The sequence below is a fragment of the Stieleria bergensis genome (assembly GCA_007745635.1).
GTDB lineage: Bacteria > Planctomycetota > Planctomycetia > Pirellulales > Pirellulaceae > Stieleria > Stieleria bergensis.
Window position 1 is genome coordinate 6,775,242 of sequence record CP036272.1, and the last position, 18,277, is coordinate 6,793,518.

General features: G+C 55.1%; 11 protein-coding genes. 6 read left to right on the top strand and 5 right to left on the bottom strand.

The window, feature by feature from the left end:
- Positions 1 to 73 precede the first annotated feature (73 nt).
- A complete protein-coding gene (locus SV7mr_RS23820; protein ID WP_145277394.1) occupies positions 74 to 1,360 on the bottom strand; it encodes a Gfo/Idh/MocA family protein in 1,287 nt (428 codons plus the stop codon).
- A gap of 195 nt (positions 1,361 to 1,555) precedes the next feature.
- Between SV7mr_RS23820 and SV7mr_RS23825 the strand changes: the two genes are divergently transcribed.
- The 3 genes from SV7mr_RS23825 to SV7mr_RS23835 all read left to right on the top strand — a co-directional run bounded on the left by SV7mr_RS23825 (position 1,556) and on the right by SV7mr_RS23835 (position 5,150).
- Positions 1,556 to 2,353 carry an SDR family NAD(P)-dependent oxidoreductase gene (locus tag SV7mr_RS23825; protein ID WP_145277396.1) on the top strand — a complete coding sequence of 266 codons (798 nt, stop codon included), beginning with the start codon at positions 1,556 to 1,558 and terminating at the stop codon, positions 2,351 to 2,353.
- Between the two features lie 501 nt (positions 2,354 to 2,854).
- Positions 2,855 to 3,880, top strand: a complete 1,026-nt coding sequence (gene tdh, locus SV7mr_RS23830; RefSeq protein WP_145277397.1) for an L-threonine 3-dehydrogenase — start codon at positions 2,855 to 2,857, stop codon at positions 3,878 to 3,880.
- Between the two features lie 85 nt (positions 3,881 to 3,965).
- Entirely contained in the window at positions 3,966 to 5,150 is a 1,185-nt protein-coding gene (locus tag SV7mr_RS23835; RefSeq protein ID WP_145277400.1) for a glycine C-acetyltransferase, read from the top strand.
- Between the two features lie 235 nt (positions 5,151 to 5,385).
- On the opposite strand, the gene SV7mr_RS23840 is transcribed toward SV7mr_RS23835, so the two are convergent.
- Genes SV7mr_RS23840 through SV7mr_RS23855 form a run of 4 tightly spaced genes read right to left on the bottom strand, consistent with a single transcriptional unit; the run spans position 5,386 to position 13,609 of the window.
- The gene (locus SV7mr_RS23840; protein ID WP_145277402.1) at positions 5,386 to 8,346 is read right to left on the bottom strand and encodes a WD40 domain-containing protein; all 2,961 of its coding nucleotides are present in this window, start codon (positions 8,344 to 8,346) and stop codon (positions 5,386 to 5,388) included.
- Positions 8,343 to 10,022 carry a serine protease gene (locus SV7mr_RS23845; RefSeq protein WP_145277404.1) on the bottom strand — a complete coding sequence of 560 codons (1,680 nt, stop codon included), beginning with the start codon at positions 10,020 to 10,022 and terminating at the stop codon, positions 8,343 to 8,345. Before SV7mr_RS23845 ends, SV7mr_RS23840 begins: the two co-directional genes overlap by 4 nt.
- The gene (locus SV7mr_RS23850) at positions 10,022 to 11,374 is read right to left on the bottom strand and encodes a DUF1501 domain-containing protein (protein ID WP_473163661.1); all 1,353 of its coding nucleotides are present in this window, start codon (positions 11,372 to 11,374) and stop codon (positions 10,022 to 10,024) included. The genes SV7mr_RS23845 and SV7mr_RS23850 overlap by 1 nt, the downstream gene beginning before the upstream one ends.
- Before the next feature lie 39 nt (positions 11,375 to 11,413).
- On the bottom strand, positions 11,414 to 13,609 hold the full coding sequence (locus tag SV7mr_RS23855; protein WP_419187856.1) for a DUF1549 domain-containing protein: 2,196 nt from the start codon (positions 13,607 to 13,609) through the stop codon (positions 11,414 to 11,416).
- A 440-nt stretch (positions 13,610 to 14,049) separates the two neighbouring features.
- Here SV7mr_RS23855 and SV7mr_RS23860 point away from each other — a divergent pair, with 440 nt between their 5' ends.
- From SV7mr_RS23860 to SV7mr_RS23870, 3 genes are all read left to right on the top strand, one after another.
- Positions 14,050 to 14,244, top strand: a complete 195-nt coding sequence (locus SV7mr_RS23860) for a CPXCG motif-containing cysteine-rich protein (RefSeq protein ID WP_145277406.1) — start codon at positions 14,050 to 14,052, stop codon at positions 14,242 to 14,244.
- A 202-nt stretch (positions 14,245 to 14,446) separates the two neighbouring features.
- A complete protein-coding gene (locus tag SV7mr_RS23865; RefSeq protein ID WP_145277408.1) occupies positions 14,447 to 16,831 on the top strand; it encodes a DUF1592 domain-containing protein in 2,385 nt (794 codons plus the stop codon).
- A 70-nt stretch (positions 16,832 to 16,901) separates the two neighbouring features.
- Complete coding sequence (locus SV7mr_RS23870) at positions 16,902 to 18,260, top strand: DUF1552 domain-containing protein (protein ID WP_145277410.1); 1,359 nt, start codon at positions 16,902 to 16,904, stop codon at positions 18,258 to 18,260.
- The last annotated feature ends 17 nt before the right edge of the window (positions 18,261 to 18,277 follow it).

An 18,277-nucleotide genomic window follows, 5' to 3' on the forward strand; every position in this document is an offset into this window, starting at 1 on the left:
GGTTTCATCGACCATCAGGTCGGGGATCAGAATCGTCAAGCGACAGGTCTCAGGGCAACGCGAACGGCCGTGGCTATTGCCAGTTTCGTTCGGGCCGTGCACAGAGTCGATTGGCTTCGTCGTCATCCAGGAACTGCAGCGTCTTGGGGTCGAGTTTAACGGTCCGCCCCAGCATCCAAGCGATGGCGGCGGCATGACAGGCGATGTGCGACTGCCGCATGGCGTTTTGATTGGCGACCGGCAACTCACGGGACTTGATGCAATCAAAGAAGTTTCGGCTGTGCGCTTCGACATCCAAGCCGGAACCCTTTTGTGGCAATGGCTTGACCGCCGACATCAACTTCTCTGGGGACACCACAATCCCGCCGCTATCGCCGACTTCGACAATGCCTTTGCTGCCGACAAATCGCACCGGACAAGTCCCCAGTGACTGAATCCATCCCGGACGCTGGCCAAAGGGCGTTTGCAGGAAATCGATCCGCAGCGGCGTCCCATCGGCATAAGTCGCCGTGACACCTTTTTCATCCGCAGCGTATTGAACAGGCACGGTATCATCCGCATGATGAGCCCACTGGCAAAGATCCACGGTGTGCGCTCCCCAGTCCAAGAGCCGCGCCCCGGAATCAAAGTCATAGTAGCCTCGCCATCGACCGTTGACATAATCTTGATGATAAGGCCGCCAGGGAGCGGGCCCTAACCAGAGGTTCCAATCACATTGTTTTGCATTGGGGGTTGGCTGTCCCGGCAGCCATTGTGTTTTGATCTCGGGAACGTAAACCGTCGCATGCAGTGACTTGAGATCGCCCAGCACGCCGTCATGCACCAACCGCACTGCCTCGACAAAGTTCGCAACGGAGCGACGCTGCGTACCGGCTTGAAAGACGCGTCCCGTTCGATCGATGGTTTCGGCAAGTTGCTTACACAGATCGATGGTGATGCCGCAGGGCTTTTCGCTGTAAACGTCCTTGCCCGCTTCGGCAGCCAACATCGATGCCGTGGCGTGCCAACGGTCGCCGGTGGCAATGAACACCGCGTCAATGTCCTTGCGGTCGAGCAACTGACGAAAATCACCGAGCGTTTCGCAGGCAGCGTCACCGTACACGTTGTCGACAAGCTTCTTGCCGGCATCCCGTCTTGTTTGCTGAACATCAGCAATGGCAACGCATTGAACATCTTTGTGCTTCAGCATTCCGCCCAAGACGTATTTGGCTCGGGGGCCAATCCCAATCACACCCAGACGAATGCGTTCACTGGCAACAGCACTGGCGGCAAGCACCTGCTCCTGTTGCCCGTAGCCGCCAGCGACGACCCCCGATGCAACGCCGACACTTGTTTTCAAAAAGGCTCTTCGATCAGACATCGCAGTTTACGCTTAGAAAAGGAATGAATCTGAAGCGGGGTTTCTCATGACAGCAATCGAGACCTGCATTAAGATCAACAGCGCAGCCAGCGACGATGCGTTTCCCGCATCCTGAATTGTAATCGAATCTCGACTGCGCAGGTCGGTTGTCAGCCAGACCATCCAACGCAGCGTAGAGCCACAGTGGGATCCAAGATGAAGAACGAAAAGGCGATGGTCCGATATGATTACTCTGATCGAGTGGTCATTGTCACCGGTGGAGGGAGCGGGATCGGCTTGGGGATCTGCCAAGCGTTTGCGGAGTCCAATGCGACCGTCATCTGTGTCGACATTGATCAACCGGACTCAACGGAACTGCCTGACCAGGTCGTCTTTTATCACTGCGATGTTTCCGACCAAGAACAATGCTCGTCGACCGTCAGGAAGGTCATCGATCGCTTTGGGCGCATCGATGCCTTGATCAATAATGCCGGGATCCAGCCAGCGGATTCATACCACCCGATCGACGAATTGCCGGAGAATGTCTTTGACCGGATGGTTGGGATTAACTTCCGTGGCTACCACCTGATGGCTAGAAACGTGATTCCACAGATGAAGCAACAACAGCGCGGCGTGATTTGCAATATCGCAAGCGGGCAAGCGCATCGCACGGCCAGACATGTTGGCGTTTACGGCCCCATCAAAGCAGCCAACATCATGCAAGCCAAGCAATGGGCCGTTGAATACGCTCGCATGGGCATCCGTGTGGTCTCGGTTTCTCCGGGTGCGATTGACACGCCAATGGTGCGTGCGAGCCTGGAAGCCCAAGGCGGTGGCGAAGCACTGGCAAATCGTCACCCGGTCGGAAGGATCGGCAGAGTGGATGAAGTTGCCAATGCGGTGATGTGGCTGTGCAGCGATTCAGCCTCGTTCGTGACCGGGGCTGACCTGGAAGTGGACGGTGGACTGGGTGCGTTTGGCGCGTTTGCTGATCCGTACGAAGGGAAGACCTAAGCGGCACAGAGAGTGGCACAGAGAGTGGCACAGAGAGTGGCACACAGAGTGGTGCACAGAGTGGTGCACAGAGTGGTGCACAGAGTGGTGCGATTGCGCCGGAGAGGCATCGCCTGGGTTGTGGTGGAAGAGGGCTGTCGCTTAACCACATTGCGTGCCGAACTGGCCTGAACGTTCTCGAATCATGCGCTTATAAAATGCGGTGTAGGCATCCGTTTGAACGTGGCTGTCGGTTAGCCGATCAACGGACCCTAGGCCTTGGGTTGGCGTGTTCCTGAGTATTCAATAACTTCACTGATTCGGCACTGCGAAGGCCAATGAATCGGGGATACACTGAATCAATCGTGACTAAGAAAGAACGGTCTTGGAGGAGAGCCGCCACACGACGCTGGTTGTGGATTGTTGCCCCTCTTCACCTGGGATCTCTTGTCACAAACAACGCGCCCCAGGCATCTCAACTGTCACAAGCTTCAACATTCATCTTCAGAGTGGGCCAACCAGATGAAAGCGTTAGTAAAACGGAATGCTCAGCCAGGACTGTCACTTGAGGACGTCCCAGAACCAGAAGTTGGCATCAACGACGTCTTGATACGAGTCGATCGCACAGGGATCTGTGGCACAGACCTGCATATCTACAAGTGGGACTCCTGGGCGCAGAAAACGATCCCCGTGCCCATGGTGGTCGGACATGAATTCGTCGGCGAAATCGTTGATGTAGGCAGTAACGTTTCCGACTTCAAGGCTGGCCAGATCGTCAGCGGCGAAGGCCATGTGGTCTGCGGTCGCTGCCGTAACTGCTGGGCTGGACGTCGCCACCTGTGTGCAGACACCGCAGGGATCGGCGTCAATCGGCCTGGCGCTTTTGCGGAATACATCGCGCTGCCAATGACCAATGTCTGGCAACACGATGACTCGATCGATCGAGACATCGCGGCGATCTTTGATCCTTTGGGCAATGCGGTTCACACCGCAATATCATTCCCCACTCTGGGCGAAGACGTTTTGATCACAGGGGCTGGCCCCATTGGCTGCATGGCGGCAGCCGTCGCCAGACACGCCTCAGCGCGAAACGTTGTGGTCACCGATGTGAATCCCTGGCGTCTGGAATTGGCCAAGCAACTCGGAGCCACCCGTGTCGTCGATGTTCGCACGGAATCACTCAGCGACGTTCAGCGTGAACTGGGCATGAAGGAAGGCTTTGATATCGGATTAGAAATGTCTGGCAACGCAGATGCGTTTCGCGATATGATCAGCCAAATGTGCCACGGCGGCAAAATCGCGATGCTGGGAATTCCCACCGAAGAGCTCGCCATCGATTGGAATGATGTGGTTTTCAACATGTTGACCATCAAGGGTATCTACGGTCGCGAAATGTACGAAACTTGGTACATGATGTCCGTGATGCTGCAAAACGGCCTCGACATCTCACCCGTTGTGACACATCGCTATCATTACACTGAATTCCAAAAAGGGTTTGATGTGATGCTTAGCGGGCAGTCTGGAAAGGTGATCTTAAACTGGCAATGATGAAACCGAGAGTCAGCGGTGACGTCTCACCGGATTGACCTCGATCAAGTCGATTGTCTTTTCTTCTTTGAATGAAAGCGAATCAATGTACGGCGAATTTCAAAAACATCTTGAACAGCAACTCACTGAAATCCGTGACGGCGGACTGTATAAATCCGAACGCGTGATTCAGTCGCCCCAGGAAATGCGGATTCAAGTTGGCGATGGCGAAACGGTCTTGAACCTGTGCGCGAACAACTACCTGGGACTCTCGGATGACCAGGGAGTCGTAAAGGCGGCTCAGGAAGGACTGGCCGATTGGGGCTACGGACTTTCCTCCGTTCGTTTCATCTGTGGTACGCAACAGATTCACAAACAGCTTGAGCAAAAGATCAGTGAGTTCCTGGGAACGGAAGACACGATCCTTTATACCTCTTGCTTTGATGCCAATGGCGGTCTGTTCGAGACACTGCTGACCGCTGAAGACGCCATCATTTCAGATGAACTGAATCACGCATCGATCATTGATGGCGTGCGGTTGTGCAAAGCGCAACGGTTTCGTTACAAAAACAACAACCTGAGCGACCTGGAAGCACAACTTGAAAAAGCAAGCGAGGCACGCTTTCGAATGATCGCCACCGACGGCGTGTTTTCAATGGATGGCGTCATCGCGGATCTTCCCGGAATCTGCGACCTGGCTGATAAACACAACGCATTGATGATGATTGATGATTCCCATGCAGTCGGCTTCCTCGGTAAGACCGGACGCGGGACGCATGAACATCATGATGTGATGAACCGAGTGGATGTGATCACCGGAACGCTGGGCAAAGCCCTTGGCGGAGCCAGTGGTGGTTACACCAGCGGGCGACGTGAGATCATTGACCTGCTGCGTCAACGCAGTCGACCGTATCTGTTTTCAAACTCGGTCGCCCCACCGATTGTTGCGGCTTCCTTGCATGCCATCGATCGGCTCACGCAATCCACCGAACTGCGTGATCGCCTGGAATCGAACACGACGTTCTTCCGCAGTGAACTCGGCAAACTGGGATTCGAAATCATCCCAGGCGAACACCCCATCGTTCCGATCATGCTCGGCGATGCCAGCCTGGCATCGGAAATGGCAAACCTGTTGCTAACCAAAGGTCTGTACGTGATTGGTTTCTCGTATCCAGTCGTTCCAAAGGGGAAAGCACGGATCCGAACGCAAATCTCCGCCGCACACACCGAAGAAGACTTGGCGTTTGCCGTTGAGAAATTTGCTGAAGCCAAAAAAGAACTAGGGATCTAGCAACGCCGCTTGGGTCCACGTCTTCGCAAGGAGCGAATCCCGTCAGGCTAGACGGGCAATGGAGCTCGGCACTGGTGTTGAACCAGGCCGATGCACCAATGACACGGACCCGTTTTCTGACATCACAGCTTGGGTGGAGCGGACGAGACTGCCTGGCCAGAAGTGACTTGCCGATGGGTTGATGCAAGGCGAAGCGACTGACAAAGCCAGTCGTGATCACGCGTTCCAGCAATCGTTACTCGCTGGCGTTCAGTCCCACGACTTGCTTGCCGCTCTGATCCACAACGACCGCCTGCCCGGACGATCCGCCGACGACGAAACGCGTGCCTTCCTGGTCACCGCCAAGTGTGTATAAGTATCCCCCAGGCAGCTTGACATTGATCTCCCGCTTGGCATCGTCGGTACGATACACGCGAAACGATCCATCGCCACAGGCAATCGCGATCCGATCATCGCGACCGACATAACGGAGCTTGGTGACTTCGGATTTCAGACCACTGATCGTTCGTTCAGCCTTGCCGGTTTCAACGTCCCAGACCTTGACGGTCTCGTCTGCAGAACCGCTCGAAAGCTGGCGACGATTCACGTTCCAATCGATCGCTGTCACATGATGCGTGTGACCTTCAAGCGTCTTGATCAACGACCAATCGGCTGTATTCCATAACTTGATCATTCGGTCGGCGCCTCCCGAGGCAAGCGTTTTACCATCCGGCGAAAATCGCAGACTGACCACCGTGTCCGAATGTGGCTGGTCCATTCGCTGAACCAACTGACCATCGGCAAGATCCCAAATCAACAACTCTCCGTTCCGCGAAGGCTGTCCACCTCCGGTCGCCAGGTAACGGCCACTGGGATCTCGGTCCAAGCAGAGCACGCGGTCGACAAACGGACTCTCGCCAGCCACAGACCCGATGACACGAGCAAGCTGCCAACGCGTGGGATCGAATCGCACGACAGAATAAGTCCCGTCAGTTGCTTTGGCCAGTAAGTTCGATTCACCGCTTGCGACAATGGCTTGCTGAGCTGACAACTCGGGGACCTGGGCCAACCAATGACCTGAATCCGACCAAAGACTCCAAGTCGACGAGGCTTCACTGTAGGTCAACAAACGCTTTGCACCGGCAAGCACAACCAGGCCGCGATCGGAGGCGTTCGATGGCTCTGCGATCGCCTTGGCCGCCGCCTCTGTTTTCATTCGCTCCGCTTGCAAGGCTTCCGAGGCTTGGACGACTTGCTTTTGCTGAGTGACTTTTTCGGTCAACTCAGAGAGCAATTTTTCGCCACGTTTCTTTGTTTCCTCCGTGGCTTTAACAGCACTTTCAGCAGCAATTAACTCGGCCTGCTTTGCCTGCGAGTCTTTGCTAGCCTTCGCAGCCACATCGCTGGCCGACTTCACCGCTTCGGCCAACTGCTTGGCATCGGGGATCTCGCTGAGCTGCTTCTCCTGATCTGCTTTTTGCGTTTTCAGCGTGGCAAGCTCTTGTTGGATTGCGTCCAGCCTCTGGTCAAGCTTCTTGATTGAATTTGAAAGTTCAGTGCGTTTTAAATTTGCCTGCTCTTGGGCGGCCTTTGCCCGAGCGGCCTTTTCGGTTGCCGTTTCAGCGGCCAGCTTGGCGGCTTTGGCTGCTTGTTGTTTTTCTTCTCGCGCCTTGGTCTTAGCGTCAAGATCTTTGCCGAGGGCTTCCAAACTCTCCTGTTCGGCTTTCACGTCCGCCTCGGCTTGAGACAAATCTTTCTCGTCTGCCGCAACCAGCCGTTCTCCAACCAGTGACATCCATCGCGTTTGCTGATAACGTTCAACGGAGACCGGATCCGACTTGGCAAGCTCAACCCACTTTGTTTCCGCAAAGCGATAAACACCAAGGCTTCCAGACTCGTCCACCGCCCACAGCCCCTCTCCATCGGGAAACACTGCTACAGAACCCATCGGTGATGGCAACTTCCCAATCGCCTGAACGTTTCCGTCATCAAGATCAAGCGTTGCGACATGCCCCGCATGATCGATGGCAACAACGCGCGTTGGCTTCGCCGCACCGATGCCAAAGTGAGTTAGCGATTCACCGAGCAGGGCATACTCTTTCAAAGCCCATTGCTCTTGAACTCGGCTAGCGACCCATAATTGTCCTCCAGAGCCCGCCATCAAAAGACGTCCGTCAGGCGCCCAGATGATCTTTGTAAGGTCTGCTGACAATTGGATCGGTTCGACTTGCTGAGCATCGACACGCAGGATCCAGAGCTGTTTTTCTGATCCAACAGCGACCGCATCACCGAGATCATTGACAGCCATCATGGCAACCGCCGCCCCTTCGCCAAGCCAACTCGATGGCCGGTCAAACCCCTTTGTCCAATCCCAGCGAGTCTTGCCGAGCTCGGCAACGCTCACTTGCCCCTGCGGTGCAAGGCTTGCCACATGAGTCCCCGTTCGATTCATTGCCATTGCAATCACCGCTGGCGCATCAACGGTGGGAATAGCCACCGCCTCTGGCGATGACCTGGCCCAAATTTTGACGTTCCGATAGCCGCTGGAAATCAGCTGGCGTCCTTCAGCATCCAGCACCAGGTCACGAACAAAGTCTTGGTGCGCCGCCATCGCTTGCCCGCCGTTAACGGTCGTCAGTTCAGCGACGGCCGTGGCGTCATCGCCTGCAAAAACTTGAATGCGATTCCCAAAGCTCACCGCGGCAAGTCGAGCATCGGGAGTCATCGCGGAGCTGTAGTTCGATTTCAGTTGCCGAGGCAATGGCTGAAAAGCAATCGCTTGCACCGATGACTGCATCGCATCGACTTTCGCGCCGGTTTCAATCCAGCGACGGAGCAGGGCGAGCTCGATCGGGCGAAGCGTTGACGCGGAAACTTCGTTGTCCTCTGGCGGCATCACAGGATCATCGCGATGCGTGGCGAGCACAAACAAGCGACTGGCGTCAGGCTTGCCGGGAATCAGTACCTCATCAACATCCGATGCCCGCATTGTTTCAACGGTCTCTAGATTGACGCCAGCTTCGGCTTCCTGGTCATTGTGGCATGCGAGACAACTCCTCTTGATCACAGGGGCGATGTCACGGCTGTACGAAACCTGTCGATCAGCGGGAAGCTCGGCGACTTCCAAGTCAGCCGCAGACAGATTGCTCAAGCCTGCCAACCAAAGGCCGGTAAAAACCAACCCCTTCAATCGGCACGGGAAGATTCGGATACTCATTGCTCTTTCGCCTTGTCAGTCGGCTTGAGTGTCAGCCAAAGATCATTGACTTCGATCGAGGGCCGCACTGAAAACGAAGCCGTGATCGCGGCTTCGCTGGGGTCGGCATCCTTGCTGTCAACTGGGACATCAAGCTGCTTTCCGATCACGCGGATCGAGTGGTGCCCCGATTCAATCTCACCGGATTTCAGAATCAGCTTGACAGACTTCGCGGTCTCGCCTTTTGATTCGGAGATCACGGGATTGCAGGTCACTCCAGCGGGCAAGCCTTGAAGTTTGATTTCAACTTTCCCGGCGAAGCCGAACTCTCGCTGGATTGAAACAGGGATCTCCAGCGGTTTGTCACTCGCAAGTACAAATCGATCGGATGCCACCGAAAGCTTGTAGGCAGGAACTGCCGGACGGATCGAAAGCCGGTAAAAGTGACGCGGACCGAAGGCCTCTAGCATTTCGGTAAGATTGAGATCCACCTGCCCATCGGACTTCGGTGTGAATTCAATCGCGGCATCATAGCCACCGCGGGTCTGATCGTCGTTGCTGGCCAACACCGTCCCAGATTTCGCCTCCACGGCTTCCAGTTTCGAATCCAACAGAAAACCGTCTCCTTTGGAGCGTACTTCGGCACGATACTTGGTTCCAGATTGGGCTGCGAATGAAACCGTGTGTGATTCCTTGGGACGCCGAATGTGCCCAAACACCTCCACCGGAAGCTTTGCCTCAAATGCCTCGCGGTAATAGGTCGACTCGCCGAACGTTTCGCCTGCCAGAAAGCACCATCCCAGCGTGTCGGGCATCGAAGCGATGGGTGGCGAGACTTGATCGCCCCTTTGGACTTGAACCGTCGAACCAGGATCGATGTGATAGCCAAACGGGATCGTTTCGGAGCCAGTCACAACGGCGTGATCCAAAAACGGCCCTTGGGTCACATTCAAGATGTACACGTATGCTGGTGAGCCTGCGAAACCAACGGTGCTATTCGGCGTTGACGGAAACGCAAAGAGACGAATCAGCAGCTCTTGATCTGCGGCAGGCGTAAAGACAAGTTGGGGGTCCAACCCGCGCTGATCATCCGATTGTGCGAGCACGTTCCCACGCAAATCCGTGATCTGCAACACAGCATCCATTGGTGAGCGAAGCAGTTGGTTGGCGGTGGCCGAAAGAATCAGTGGCCTTCCTTGACTGACGCTGATGCGGTAGCAGTCACTATCACCACCCGCTTGAAGTCGCCCCGCAACAACGGCTGGTAAGTGAAGCGAATTGGCCTGCTGCCGTTCGTTGTTTGGTTCTTTTTCTTCAGTGACTGCAAACCGCGAGACAAGAATCGGAATCAACTGTGAAGCCGATTCAGCATCAAAAAACCGAATCCATGCGACTCCGGGAGCAGCGTCCTTGGGAACCGTGAACTCTAGCTTGCCAGAATCTTTGCCGATGGCAATCTGGATGTCCTGGCGACTGGATTCAACCGTGGGCGGCCACGTCGGAAACTTCCCCTCAGCCACCGCAGCGGATTGCACACCGGTGGTGATGACGGGAGGAAAAAAACGATCCAGCTGGACCTGTGCGAATGCACTCCCCGTGCCCGTGGCCAACAGCCACAGCTGCACGAAGCTGAAAAGAATCCATTGCCTGCCGATCTGTCCAAACTCCGCCCGGACCAAGACTTTTTCAACCACCATTAACCCATTAACTCTTCAATCGGATTGGCATCACTGACCAAGTGTGTCGGTCGACCTTCCGGCGTATACATCACTTGCCCTGGATCGATGCCTAACTTGCGATAGATCGTCGACACAAAATTCTCTGGCGACAGAACGCGTTCAATCGCGGTATAACCTTGACGATCCGTTGCGCCGATGACTTGGCCACCGGGTGTTTTGCCGCCTGCGAAGAGAACGCTCATGGCATTGGACCAGTGATCGCGTCCACCTCGATCATTGATCTTGGGCGTTCGACCAAATTCGCCTAGCACAACGACCAAGGTCCGTTCCAGCATGCCTTGTTGCTTCAAATCGGAGATCAGCGCCGCGACGGTTGCCTCAAACGGGGGCAACTTCTCATCCAGACGCGGAAAGATGTCGACGTGATGGTCCCAACCACCATGGTAGAGCGTCACGAACGGCACGCCTGCACCGACCAGCCGCCGGGCGAGCAATGCCTGCTGACCAAATGTATTGCGGCCATACGCGTTGCGAATCTCACCCGGTTCTTGATGAATATCGAATGCAGCCTGGGCTTCAGGGCTGCTGATGATCTGCATGCTCTGATCGTAGAACTCGTCAACCGCCAGTGCGGGATCGCCGACTTGCGCGTGATGAAAACGGAGCATCTTGTCGATGTTCTCGCGAATCGCCTGGCGCGACTGAAATCGACCGTCAGTCAAACCGGACGGGATCGTGACATCACGAACTCGAAAACTGGAACTGTTGGGACTGTCTGGAACAATGAAGGGTGCATACTTGCTGCCCAGGAAATTGGGCCCACCAGATCGCGACATCCGTGGCAACGAAAAGTACGCAGGGATTCCATGCGGCGCGCCAATTTCTTTGGAAACCACACTTCCAAGACTTGGGTGAAAGCTCACAAACGCTCCGCAGCCAACCGGAATTCGAGGCGGGGCCCCGGTCATCATGTAATGATTTCCCGCGCCGTGGTTGCCCTGATTGTGTCGAATCGAGCGAACAATCGCCAAATCGTCCGTCAGTGCGGCCAGTTTTTCCATCCGCTCGGAAAACAGGATTCCGGGAGTCTGGGTTGCGATCGGATTGTAAGCCCCGCGAATCTCAACAGGCGCTTCGGGCTTGGGATCAAAGGTTTCGTAGTGACTGGGACCACCGTCAAGCCATACCAGAATGCAAGCATCGGCATCGGTTTCCGACCGTTTGGCATTGGCTGGCTTTAATGGGCCAGTGCGATCGGATCCAAGTGCGCGTGCTCCAAGTGCGCCGGACAGGCCACCGGCAACCAAGCCGCCCAGGCCGAGTTTTAAGCCATCCCGCCTGGAGATGCCTTCACAGTTTTTCCAACTCATTGCCATCGATTCGAATTCCTCTTTGCGAGTCAGTCGCACTCAATTCTGAATAATGAATTCTGGGGAGTTAATCATCGCCCACATCAAGTCTTCGATCACTGCACGCCGGTTGTCGCCAGCAGCGTTCAGCAATTGTTCGGCGTAAACGTTTTCTTCAGCCGTCGGTCGTCGCGAGAACATGGCCAAATAAAGCTCCTGGACGACTTCCGCTGAAGTCTTGTCACTTTTGGCCAGTCTTGCCGCTCGACCCGCGTCACTTCGAACACGATTGTCTAATTGCCGCGAGTTCATCAAATGCAAAGTCTGCGTCACCGAAGAGTCACTCACGCGTTCGCAAGGCGGATCCTTATTTTCGTCGGGACGGCCAAAGGTATCCAAAAAGACTGAATCAATCCGATGCGTCCAAACTTGATTCGCACGTGAACCCGGAGCCAGTGCCGAAAAAGAGTCAGCCGTTTCAGTCACCAACGCCACCGAATCCAGCAACACCTCCGCTCGCAGTCGATGCCGATAGTGCCGAGAATAGTTCAGCCGGTCACCCTGATTGGTTTCGTTCGGGACCGAACTCAGCCCGTAGACTTGCGACAACGCAATCGTCTTGATCAATGCCTTTTGGTCATAATGGGTTTCCTGAAAATGCTTGGCCAATTCACCGAGCAACTTGGCATTACTAGGCGGATTGGTACTGCGCAAATCATCCACAGGATCGACGATCCCACGTCCCATCAACTGAGCCCACACTCGATTCACTTGCACCTGGGCGAAGTATTCGTTGTCTGGCGAAGTCATCCACTCCGCCAAGGCTTCGCGAGGGTCGGTTCGGTCGGCAACCTCGGCGCTTCCAAACAAAGGTTGCGGCGCTAACACTTCATCGGTGACCGGATGTCGAACTTCACCTTTGTTCGAAACGAACATGATCTCTTCACTGCCCGAGATCGGAGGCGACAGCCCCGTTCCCTTGCGACCGATTTTGCCAAAGTAGGCAGCGAAGGAATAAAAGTCGTGCTGACTCCATTTTTCAAACGGATGGTGATGGCACTTTGCACACTCCAATCGCACACCCAAGAACAACTGACTCATCAGCGTTGCAATCTCGTCAGGACTACGGCGATCACGATAAAGCGTTGCCGCCCCATTGTGCCAAGTGCTTCCCTTCGCCGTGATCAAACGCCTGGCAAATTCGTCGTACGAAACGTTGTCGCGGAATTGCTGACGAATCCAATTGTCATAATTCAGGACAGCTTTGATGCCCACGCGATAGGGGTTGGGACGCAAGAGGTCAGCCCACTGGTTAGCCCAGTGGTCCACGTACTCTGGCTGCTGCAATAAGCGGTCGATCAACTGGGCCTTCTTGTCCGCAGCATCAGAATCAAGAAACTGGCGTGCTTCTTCAGGTGATGGTAGGCGACCGATAATGTCCGTGTAAGCTCGCCGCATGAAGACATGCTCGGGGGCCGGCTGGGAAACCTGCACCTGAATCTGTGCCAGCTTTTCATAAACCAAGGCATCGACGAAGTTGCGGCGTGGTTGCTGAGCATAGAAATCGCTGGGCAACTTCTCTGTTCGAGGGATCGAGACATTGGCCACACAGATCACATTCATGTAACGAGCCATGACCGCAGTCTCACCCGGAATCGGTCCCGCTTTCAATCGCCCTTGCTCGTCGACTGCGACAACCGTTGCATCATTGGACAGATAGCCAGTCAGCTCCGTCACCTCTCGCTCGGTTCCGTCACTGTAATGTGCAGTCACCGACAACTGAGCCTCAGCGGAAGGCGACAAAGAGAATTCTGTTTCGGCAAGTTTCACTGACTCCAGCCGAGGCTCATCATTCAGACGCCGCGGCGCACCTTGCCGAATCCAACTGGCAAGCTTGGTAAAGGACTTGGAATGGGGTTCGATCTTGCGTCCACCGCCGTGCGGCAATTCCGCTGTCGCTTTCTGGATCAACAAACTTGATTCCGGAGCCAACACCGACAGCCGACGACCACGCGATTGATGCACCAGTGCGTTGTAGTCAAAATCAGAATCAAATCCGAGCAGCGATAACTGAAACCCGTTCTGCCCACGCTGCTTCCCATGACAGGCTCCGGCATTGCATCCGTGAGCAGCTAAGATTGGCTGGATGTCCAGCTCGAAACTGACCGGAACGTCGACCGCCGAGTCCGATCCTGACCAGCCCGATCCTGACGAGTCCGCGGCGACGGAATCAACGGGATCTGGATCCACAGCCATTGCATTTTGGGGACACATCCATCCCGATAACATCGCCACTGAAATGACGAACGCGAACGACAACCTTGTAAGCAGGCGATCTGACATCGGTAAATGCGAAAGAGGTGGGATTGGAGGCGGGATCCCCTAGTATAGCCAGTGGCGAAGTCCCCGGGCGGCGAAAAACCGCAGAGCCACTGTTGGCTTGGCTATTCAACGCATCAAGCTGAAAGAGTTTGCCTAACCCATCGCCCAAGCGAGTGTGGATGGCCGTGAAATGAAGCACAGCAAGACGTTGCGGATGCCGCTACTGCCTCGCGACGGCGCCGCGCGGTGGGCAGCTCGCAGCCCAAAGCTGAACTCTGGAGATTCTCAATGCAGGCTTGATTGAAGATTGTTCATCGCTACGATCGCTAGTCGTAGAGCTCGTGTCAGTGAATTTGGTGAGAAAGGGTTGATCGATGAACGACGAAGCCAGTTACATCTGCAATCACTGCGGCGAAGAGATCATCGTGCCCGTCGACCCATCGGCGGGATCGCGTCAGGAGTACGTTGAAGACTGCCCGGTGTGCTGCAATTCCAATGTGATTCATGTGGAAATTGATGAGGACGGCGATGTGAGTTCCTGGGGCGAAGGCGAACAAGACCTGTATTGATGTTGCTGGTCTGAAGCCGCAAAGCCGCTGTGATAAGAAGAGATTCAACCCGCTTCCTGTTTTAAACAGCCCAATTTGAAGCTGAGAAGCGGCAGAAAACTATTTTTTCAGGCACAGCAGCCATCGTTACGGGTAAACTGAACGTCCCGCCTCACGGTCCCCGTGGAACCGACCCGCCATCCAACCTGCCGTTTCAGATCGCATGAATTATCGCATTCTGCATCTGCTGTTTCTTTTGCATGCTGTCATCCCGGCTAGCGCTGCGCTTGCCGACAGCGATTCAGCAGTCTTCAAGAAAGACATTCTGCCGATCTTGCAGGCAAAGTGTGTTCAATGCCATGGCTCGGAGAACCAGGAATCCATGGTCCGTCTGGACACCCTGTCCACGGATCTGATGAAGAACCGGGCGGCGGCCGAAACATGGCACGAAGTCCTGAACGCTCTCGATTCTGCCGAGATGCCACCGGAAGACGAGGATCAACTGACCGACGAAGAACTCGCGTCACTGACTGGCTGGATCCGAAAAACACTCGATGACTATGTCAAAGCCACAAGCCGACGAAGCGGCCGAGTGGTGCATCGGCGATTGAATCGTGTGGAATACCAAAACACCCTGTTGGACCTGCTGGGTCTGGACATGGATTATGCCCTAGACCTTCCACCGGACTCGCCTTCCGAAGATGGCTTTCAAAACAACGGCCAGGCGTTGCAGATGTCTGCGTTTCAGCTGGAGTACGCCCTGGCCACCGCACGCCGCGCCCTCGATCGCGTGATTGTCAGCGGACCGGCTCCGCAACAATACGACCACGAATTCACGGAGTCCAATGTACGCAACTGGCGCGGCAACGTAGAACGCAGCAATCGCCTGCAACGTTCACAGGTGTTCCTAGGCACGATGGTCAAGGACTATCCGGAAGCAGGCGAGTTTCGGATTCGAGTGACATTCAGTGCTGAACTGCGCCCCAACAAAGGCTATCCGATTCTTGAGCTCTCGGTAGGCTACCGCCCCGACACTCAAATCCTGTTCCGTAACGTGGACTCGGTGGAGATCAAGTCGGAAGCACAACAGACGCTGGAGTTCCGCGGGCGATTGGAAAATCATCCACTGCCAGTTCGTGGACAAGGAAAATACCCCGGCCTTGTCGTTCGTGTTCGCAACGCCTACGACGATGGCTCCCAGCGTCCCAAGGCTCAAAAGGGCAAATTTCCGGACGAGCCCAACCTGCCCGTGATCAATATTCACTCCGTCCAGTTCGAAGCACCCTTCTTTGAACAATGGCCACCACAGCTTCATCGGCAGATCATCGGCGCCCCGGCGGAGCAACAGAACGACGAAACAAGCTGGGCTAATAAATCCCTGACACAGTTTTTGCCTCGCGCTTTTCGACGCCCCGTCACTGAACAAGAGATTAAGCGGTTTGTGGACTTCTTTCAGACCGTTCGCCCCGAGTTCCCCACCGTTGAAGAGGCGATGCGAGAAACGCTGGCCATGGCGCTCATCAGCCCCGACTTCCTGTACTTGGTCGAACCGGCAGGCGATGAAAAGCGACCGGTGACGAGCTCGGAACTCGCCTCGCGACTGTCGTACTTTCTGTGGAGCACGATGCCGGATGATCAACTTGCTGCCCGAGCCGCCGATGATTCGTTGCTGAACCAAACAGTGCTGGCAAGTGAAGTAGAACGCCTTCTTGCCGACAAACGGTCCCAGCGATTCGTCGATCAGTTCACGCGCCAATGGTTGAATCTGGATGTCGTCGACCGAGTGGCGATCAGCAAAAGCTATTATCCAAAATTCCCCGAAGGCCTGAAGCAAGACATGATTGGCGAAACGCAACAGTTCTTTGCGTTTCTGTTACAAGAGAATGACAGTGCGCTAAAACTGCTCCAGTCAGACTTCACGATGATGAATGAGCCTCTGGCCAAACACTACGGTTATCCAGATGTCTGGGGCCGAGACTTTCGGCCAGTCAAGCTTAACCGTGACGATCATCGTGGGGGACTTTTGGGGCACGCCAGCGTGTTGCTAAGCAATTCGACGGGCGCTGATTCTCATGCCGTTCGTCGCGCGGTCTGGATTCGTGATCGGCTGCTTGACGACCCGCCAGCACCTCCACCGCCGGATGCCCCGACTCTGGATGAAGCCGATCCGGAATTCCTAACGCTCTCCATTCGAGAACAACTGGAAGTGCACCGAGAGCGAGCCGCCTGCGCGAGTTGCCACAAAGACATCGACCCCTGGGGCATTGCTTTAGAAAACTTCGATGCGGTTGGACTCTGGCGAGACGAAGTCCGTCGGCAAAAAGGCAAGCGGTTCGATAAGCTGCCCGTCAACGCAGTCGATACGTTGCCCGACGGACAGGAACTCAATGGCGTTGATGGCCTTCGCAGGTATTTGCTAAACAACCGCAAGCAGCAGTTCGCTCGGGCGCTGGTCACGCGTTTATTGACCTATGCACTCGGCCGAAAACTGGAATTAACGGATGAATCGGCAATTGACGATCTAACCAATAAGTTTGTCAAGAATGACTATCGGCTGGGTGACCTTGTGACACAAATTGTGACAAGCGAATCCTTTCAGACCAAATAACGGCGGATCAATTCTGCTGTCACAGCAGAGTAACACTGAAGATCAACCTCGATCGAGTTGGGAACAAACGATGGCAAGAAAATCGTGGCACCTTAACCGCCGTACCTTTTTAATGGGAACCGGTGGCGTTTCTCTAGCGTTGCCGTGGATGGAGTGCATGGCAGACGCGGCTCCGGCAACCGCTTCGGCGACTGATTCTCCACGCCGCCTGTGTGCAATGTACTGGGGATTCGGCATCGGCTTGCCCAAAGAAGACAGCGAACATGCCAACTGGAGATGGTTCCCCAAAGGTGAAGGGCGTGACTTTGAATTCACTGATTCACTGCGGCCACTCGAATGTTTCCGCGACGACTTGACCGTGCTTGGAGGCCTTTCGCACCCCAACGGTCGTAAAATGGGCGGCCACGACACGGGTGACACCTTTTTAACCGGCGCCTTCCTCAACAATCAGTATCTCGAAAACACGATTTCCGTTGATCAGGTCGCCGCCGCTTCGGTAAGCGATCAAACGCGTTTCTCATCACTCGTGCTTTCCACCGATGGTGGAGTCGGTGAGCCAACGCGATCGAGCACCTTGTCCTATAACGACAAGGGCCGACCGATGCCAGCGATGCATCAACCGCAACAGATCTTTGATCGCTTCTTCGGCGCGGGAGATGCAGACTCGATCGCACAGCGCCGCCGACTAAAAAGCGCTTCCAAAATGCTGGACCGTGTTTTGGAAGATTCACGGTCACTCAATCGACGATTAGGAAAACAAGACCAAGAGAAATTTGCCGAATACCTCGCCTCCGTACGCCAGATCGAACAACGAGTCGAACGTTCACAGCGCTGGCTGGAAATCCCACGCCCCGAGCTGCGTGATGAAGAACGCGACATGCTGAGCCTGGAATCAGATGACAAGGCGCCTCGACTGTTCATGCGAACAATGTACGACCTGATGTATTTGGCGTTCCGAACCGACTCCACACGAGTCGCCACTTACCAGATCACCAACATGGCGGACGCATCGTCGAATGCCGGCAAGTTCCCGCAACTCGAAGGGTTCAAAAGCAACCTGCATGGCCTGGCGCATGGCTGGAACAAGCCCGAGGGAGCCGTCAAACTGGGACAATGGGATCAGTTCATGGCCGAACAGTTCAGCTATTTTCTAAGGCGATTGGCATCGGCACAGGAGGGAAATGGTTCCGTTCTCGATCACTCGCTAATCCTGTATGGCAGCAGCAATTCAACGACCCACCACAACCATAACTACCCGCTGATTCTGGCGGGTGGATCAAACCTGGGACTTCAGCACGGTCGTTACTTAAAGCTTGGCAGCGATGTTCCGATGGCCAATCTATTCGTCACCTTGCTCAACTGCTTTGGCAAAGAAACCGAAGCATTCGCCGACAGCACCGGCGAACTCTCCGAACTCACCCACGCCTGATCTAACGAAGCACAGGC

Excerpts from the sequence above, each read along its gene's own strand:
- SV7mr_RS23820 (WP_145277394.1), bottom strand. The coding sequence starts at position 1,360 with ATGTCTGATCGAAGAGCCTTTTTGAAAACAAGTGTCGGCGTTGCATCG.
- SV7mr_RS23825 (WP_145277396.1), top strand. The coding sequence starts at position 1,556 with ATGAAGAACGAAAAGGCGATGGTCCGATATGATTACTCTGATCGAGTG.
- SV7mr_RS23855 (WP_419187856.1), bottom strand. The coding sequence starts at position 13,609 with ATGGCTGTGGATCCAGATCCCGTTGATTCCGTCGCCGCGGACTCGTCA.
- SV7mr_RS23835 (WP_145277400.1), top strand. The coding sequence starts at position 3,966 with ATGTACGGCGAATTTCAAAAACATCTTGAACAGCAACTCACTGAAATC.
- SV7mr_RS23845 (WP_145277404.1), bottom strand. The coding sequence starts at position 10,022 with ATGGTGGTTGAAAAAGTCTTGGTCCGGGCGGAGTTTGGACAGATCGGC.
- SV7mr_RS23860 (WP_145277406.1), top strand. The coding sequence starts at position 14,050 with ATGAACGACGAAGCCAGTTACATCTGCAATCACTGCGGCGAAGAGATC.
- SV7mr_RS23840 (WP_145277402.1), bottom strand. The coding sequence starts at position 8,346 with ATGAGTATCCGAATCTTCCCGTGCCGATTGAAGGGGTTGGTTTTTACC.
- tdh (WP_145277397.1), top strand. The coding sequence starts at position 2,855 with ATGAAAGCGTTAGTAAAACGGAATGCTCAGCCAGGACTGTCACTTGAG.
- SV7mr_RS23850 (WP_473163661.1), bottom strand. The coding sequence starts at position 11,374 with ATGAGTTGGAAAAACTGTGAAGGCATCTCCAGGCGGGATGGCTTAAAA.
- SV7mr_RS23865 (WP_145277408.1), top strand. The coding sequence starts at position 14,447 with ATGAATTATCGCATTCTGCATCTGCTGTTTCTTTTGCATGCTGTCATC.
- SV7mr_RS23870 (WP_145277410.1), top strand. The coding sequence starts at position 16,902 with ATGGCAAGAAAATCGTGGCACCTTAACCGCCGTACCTTTTTAATGGGA.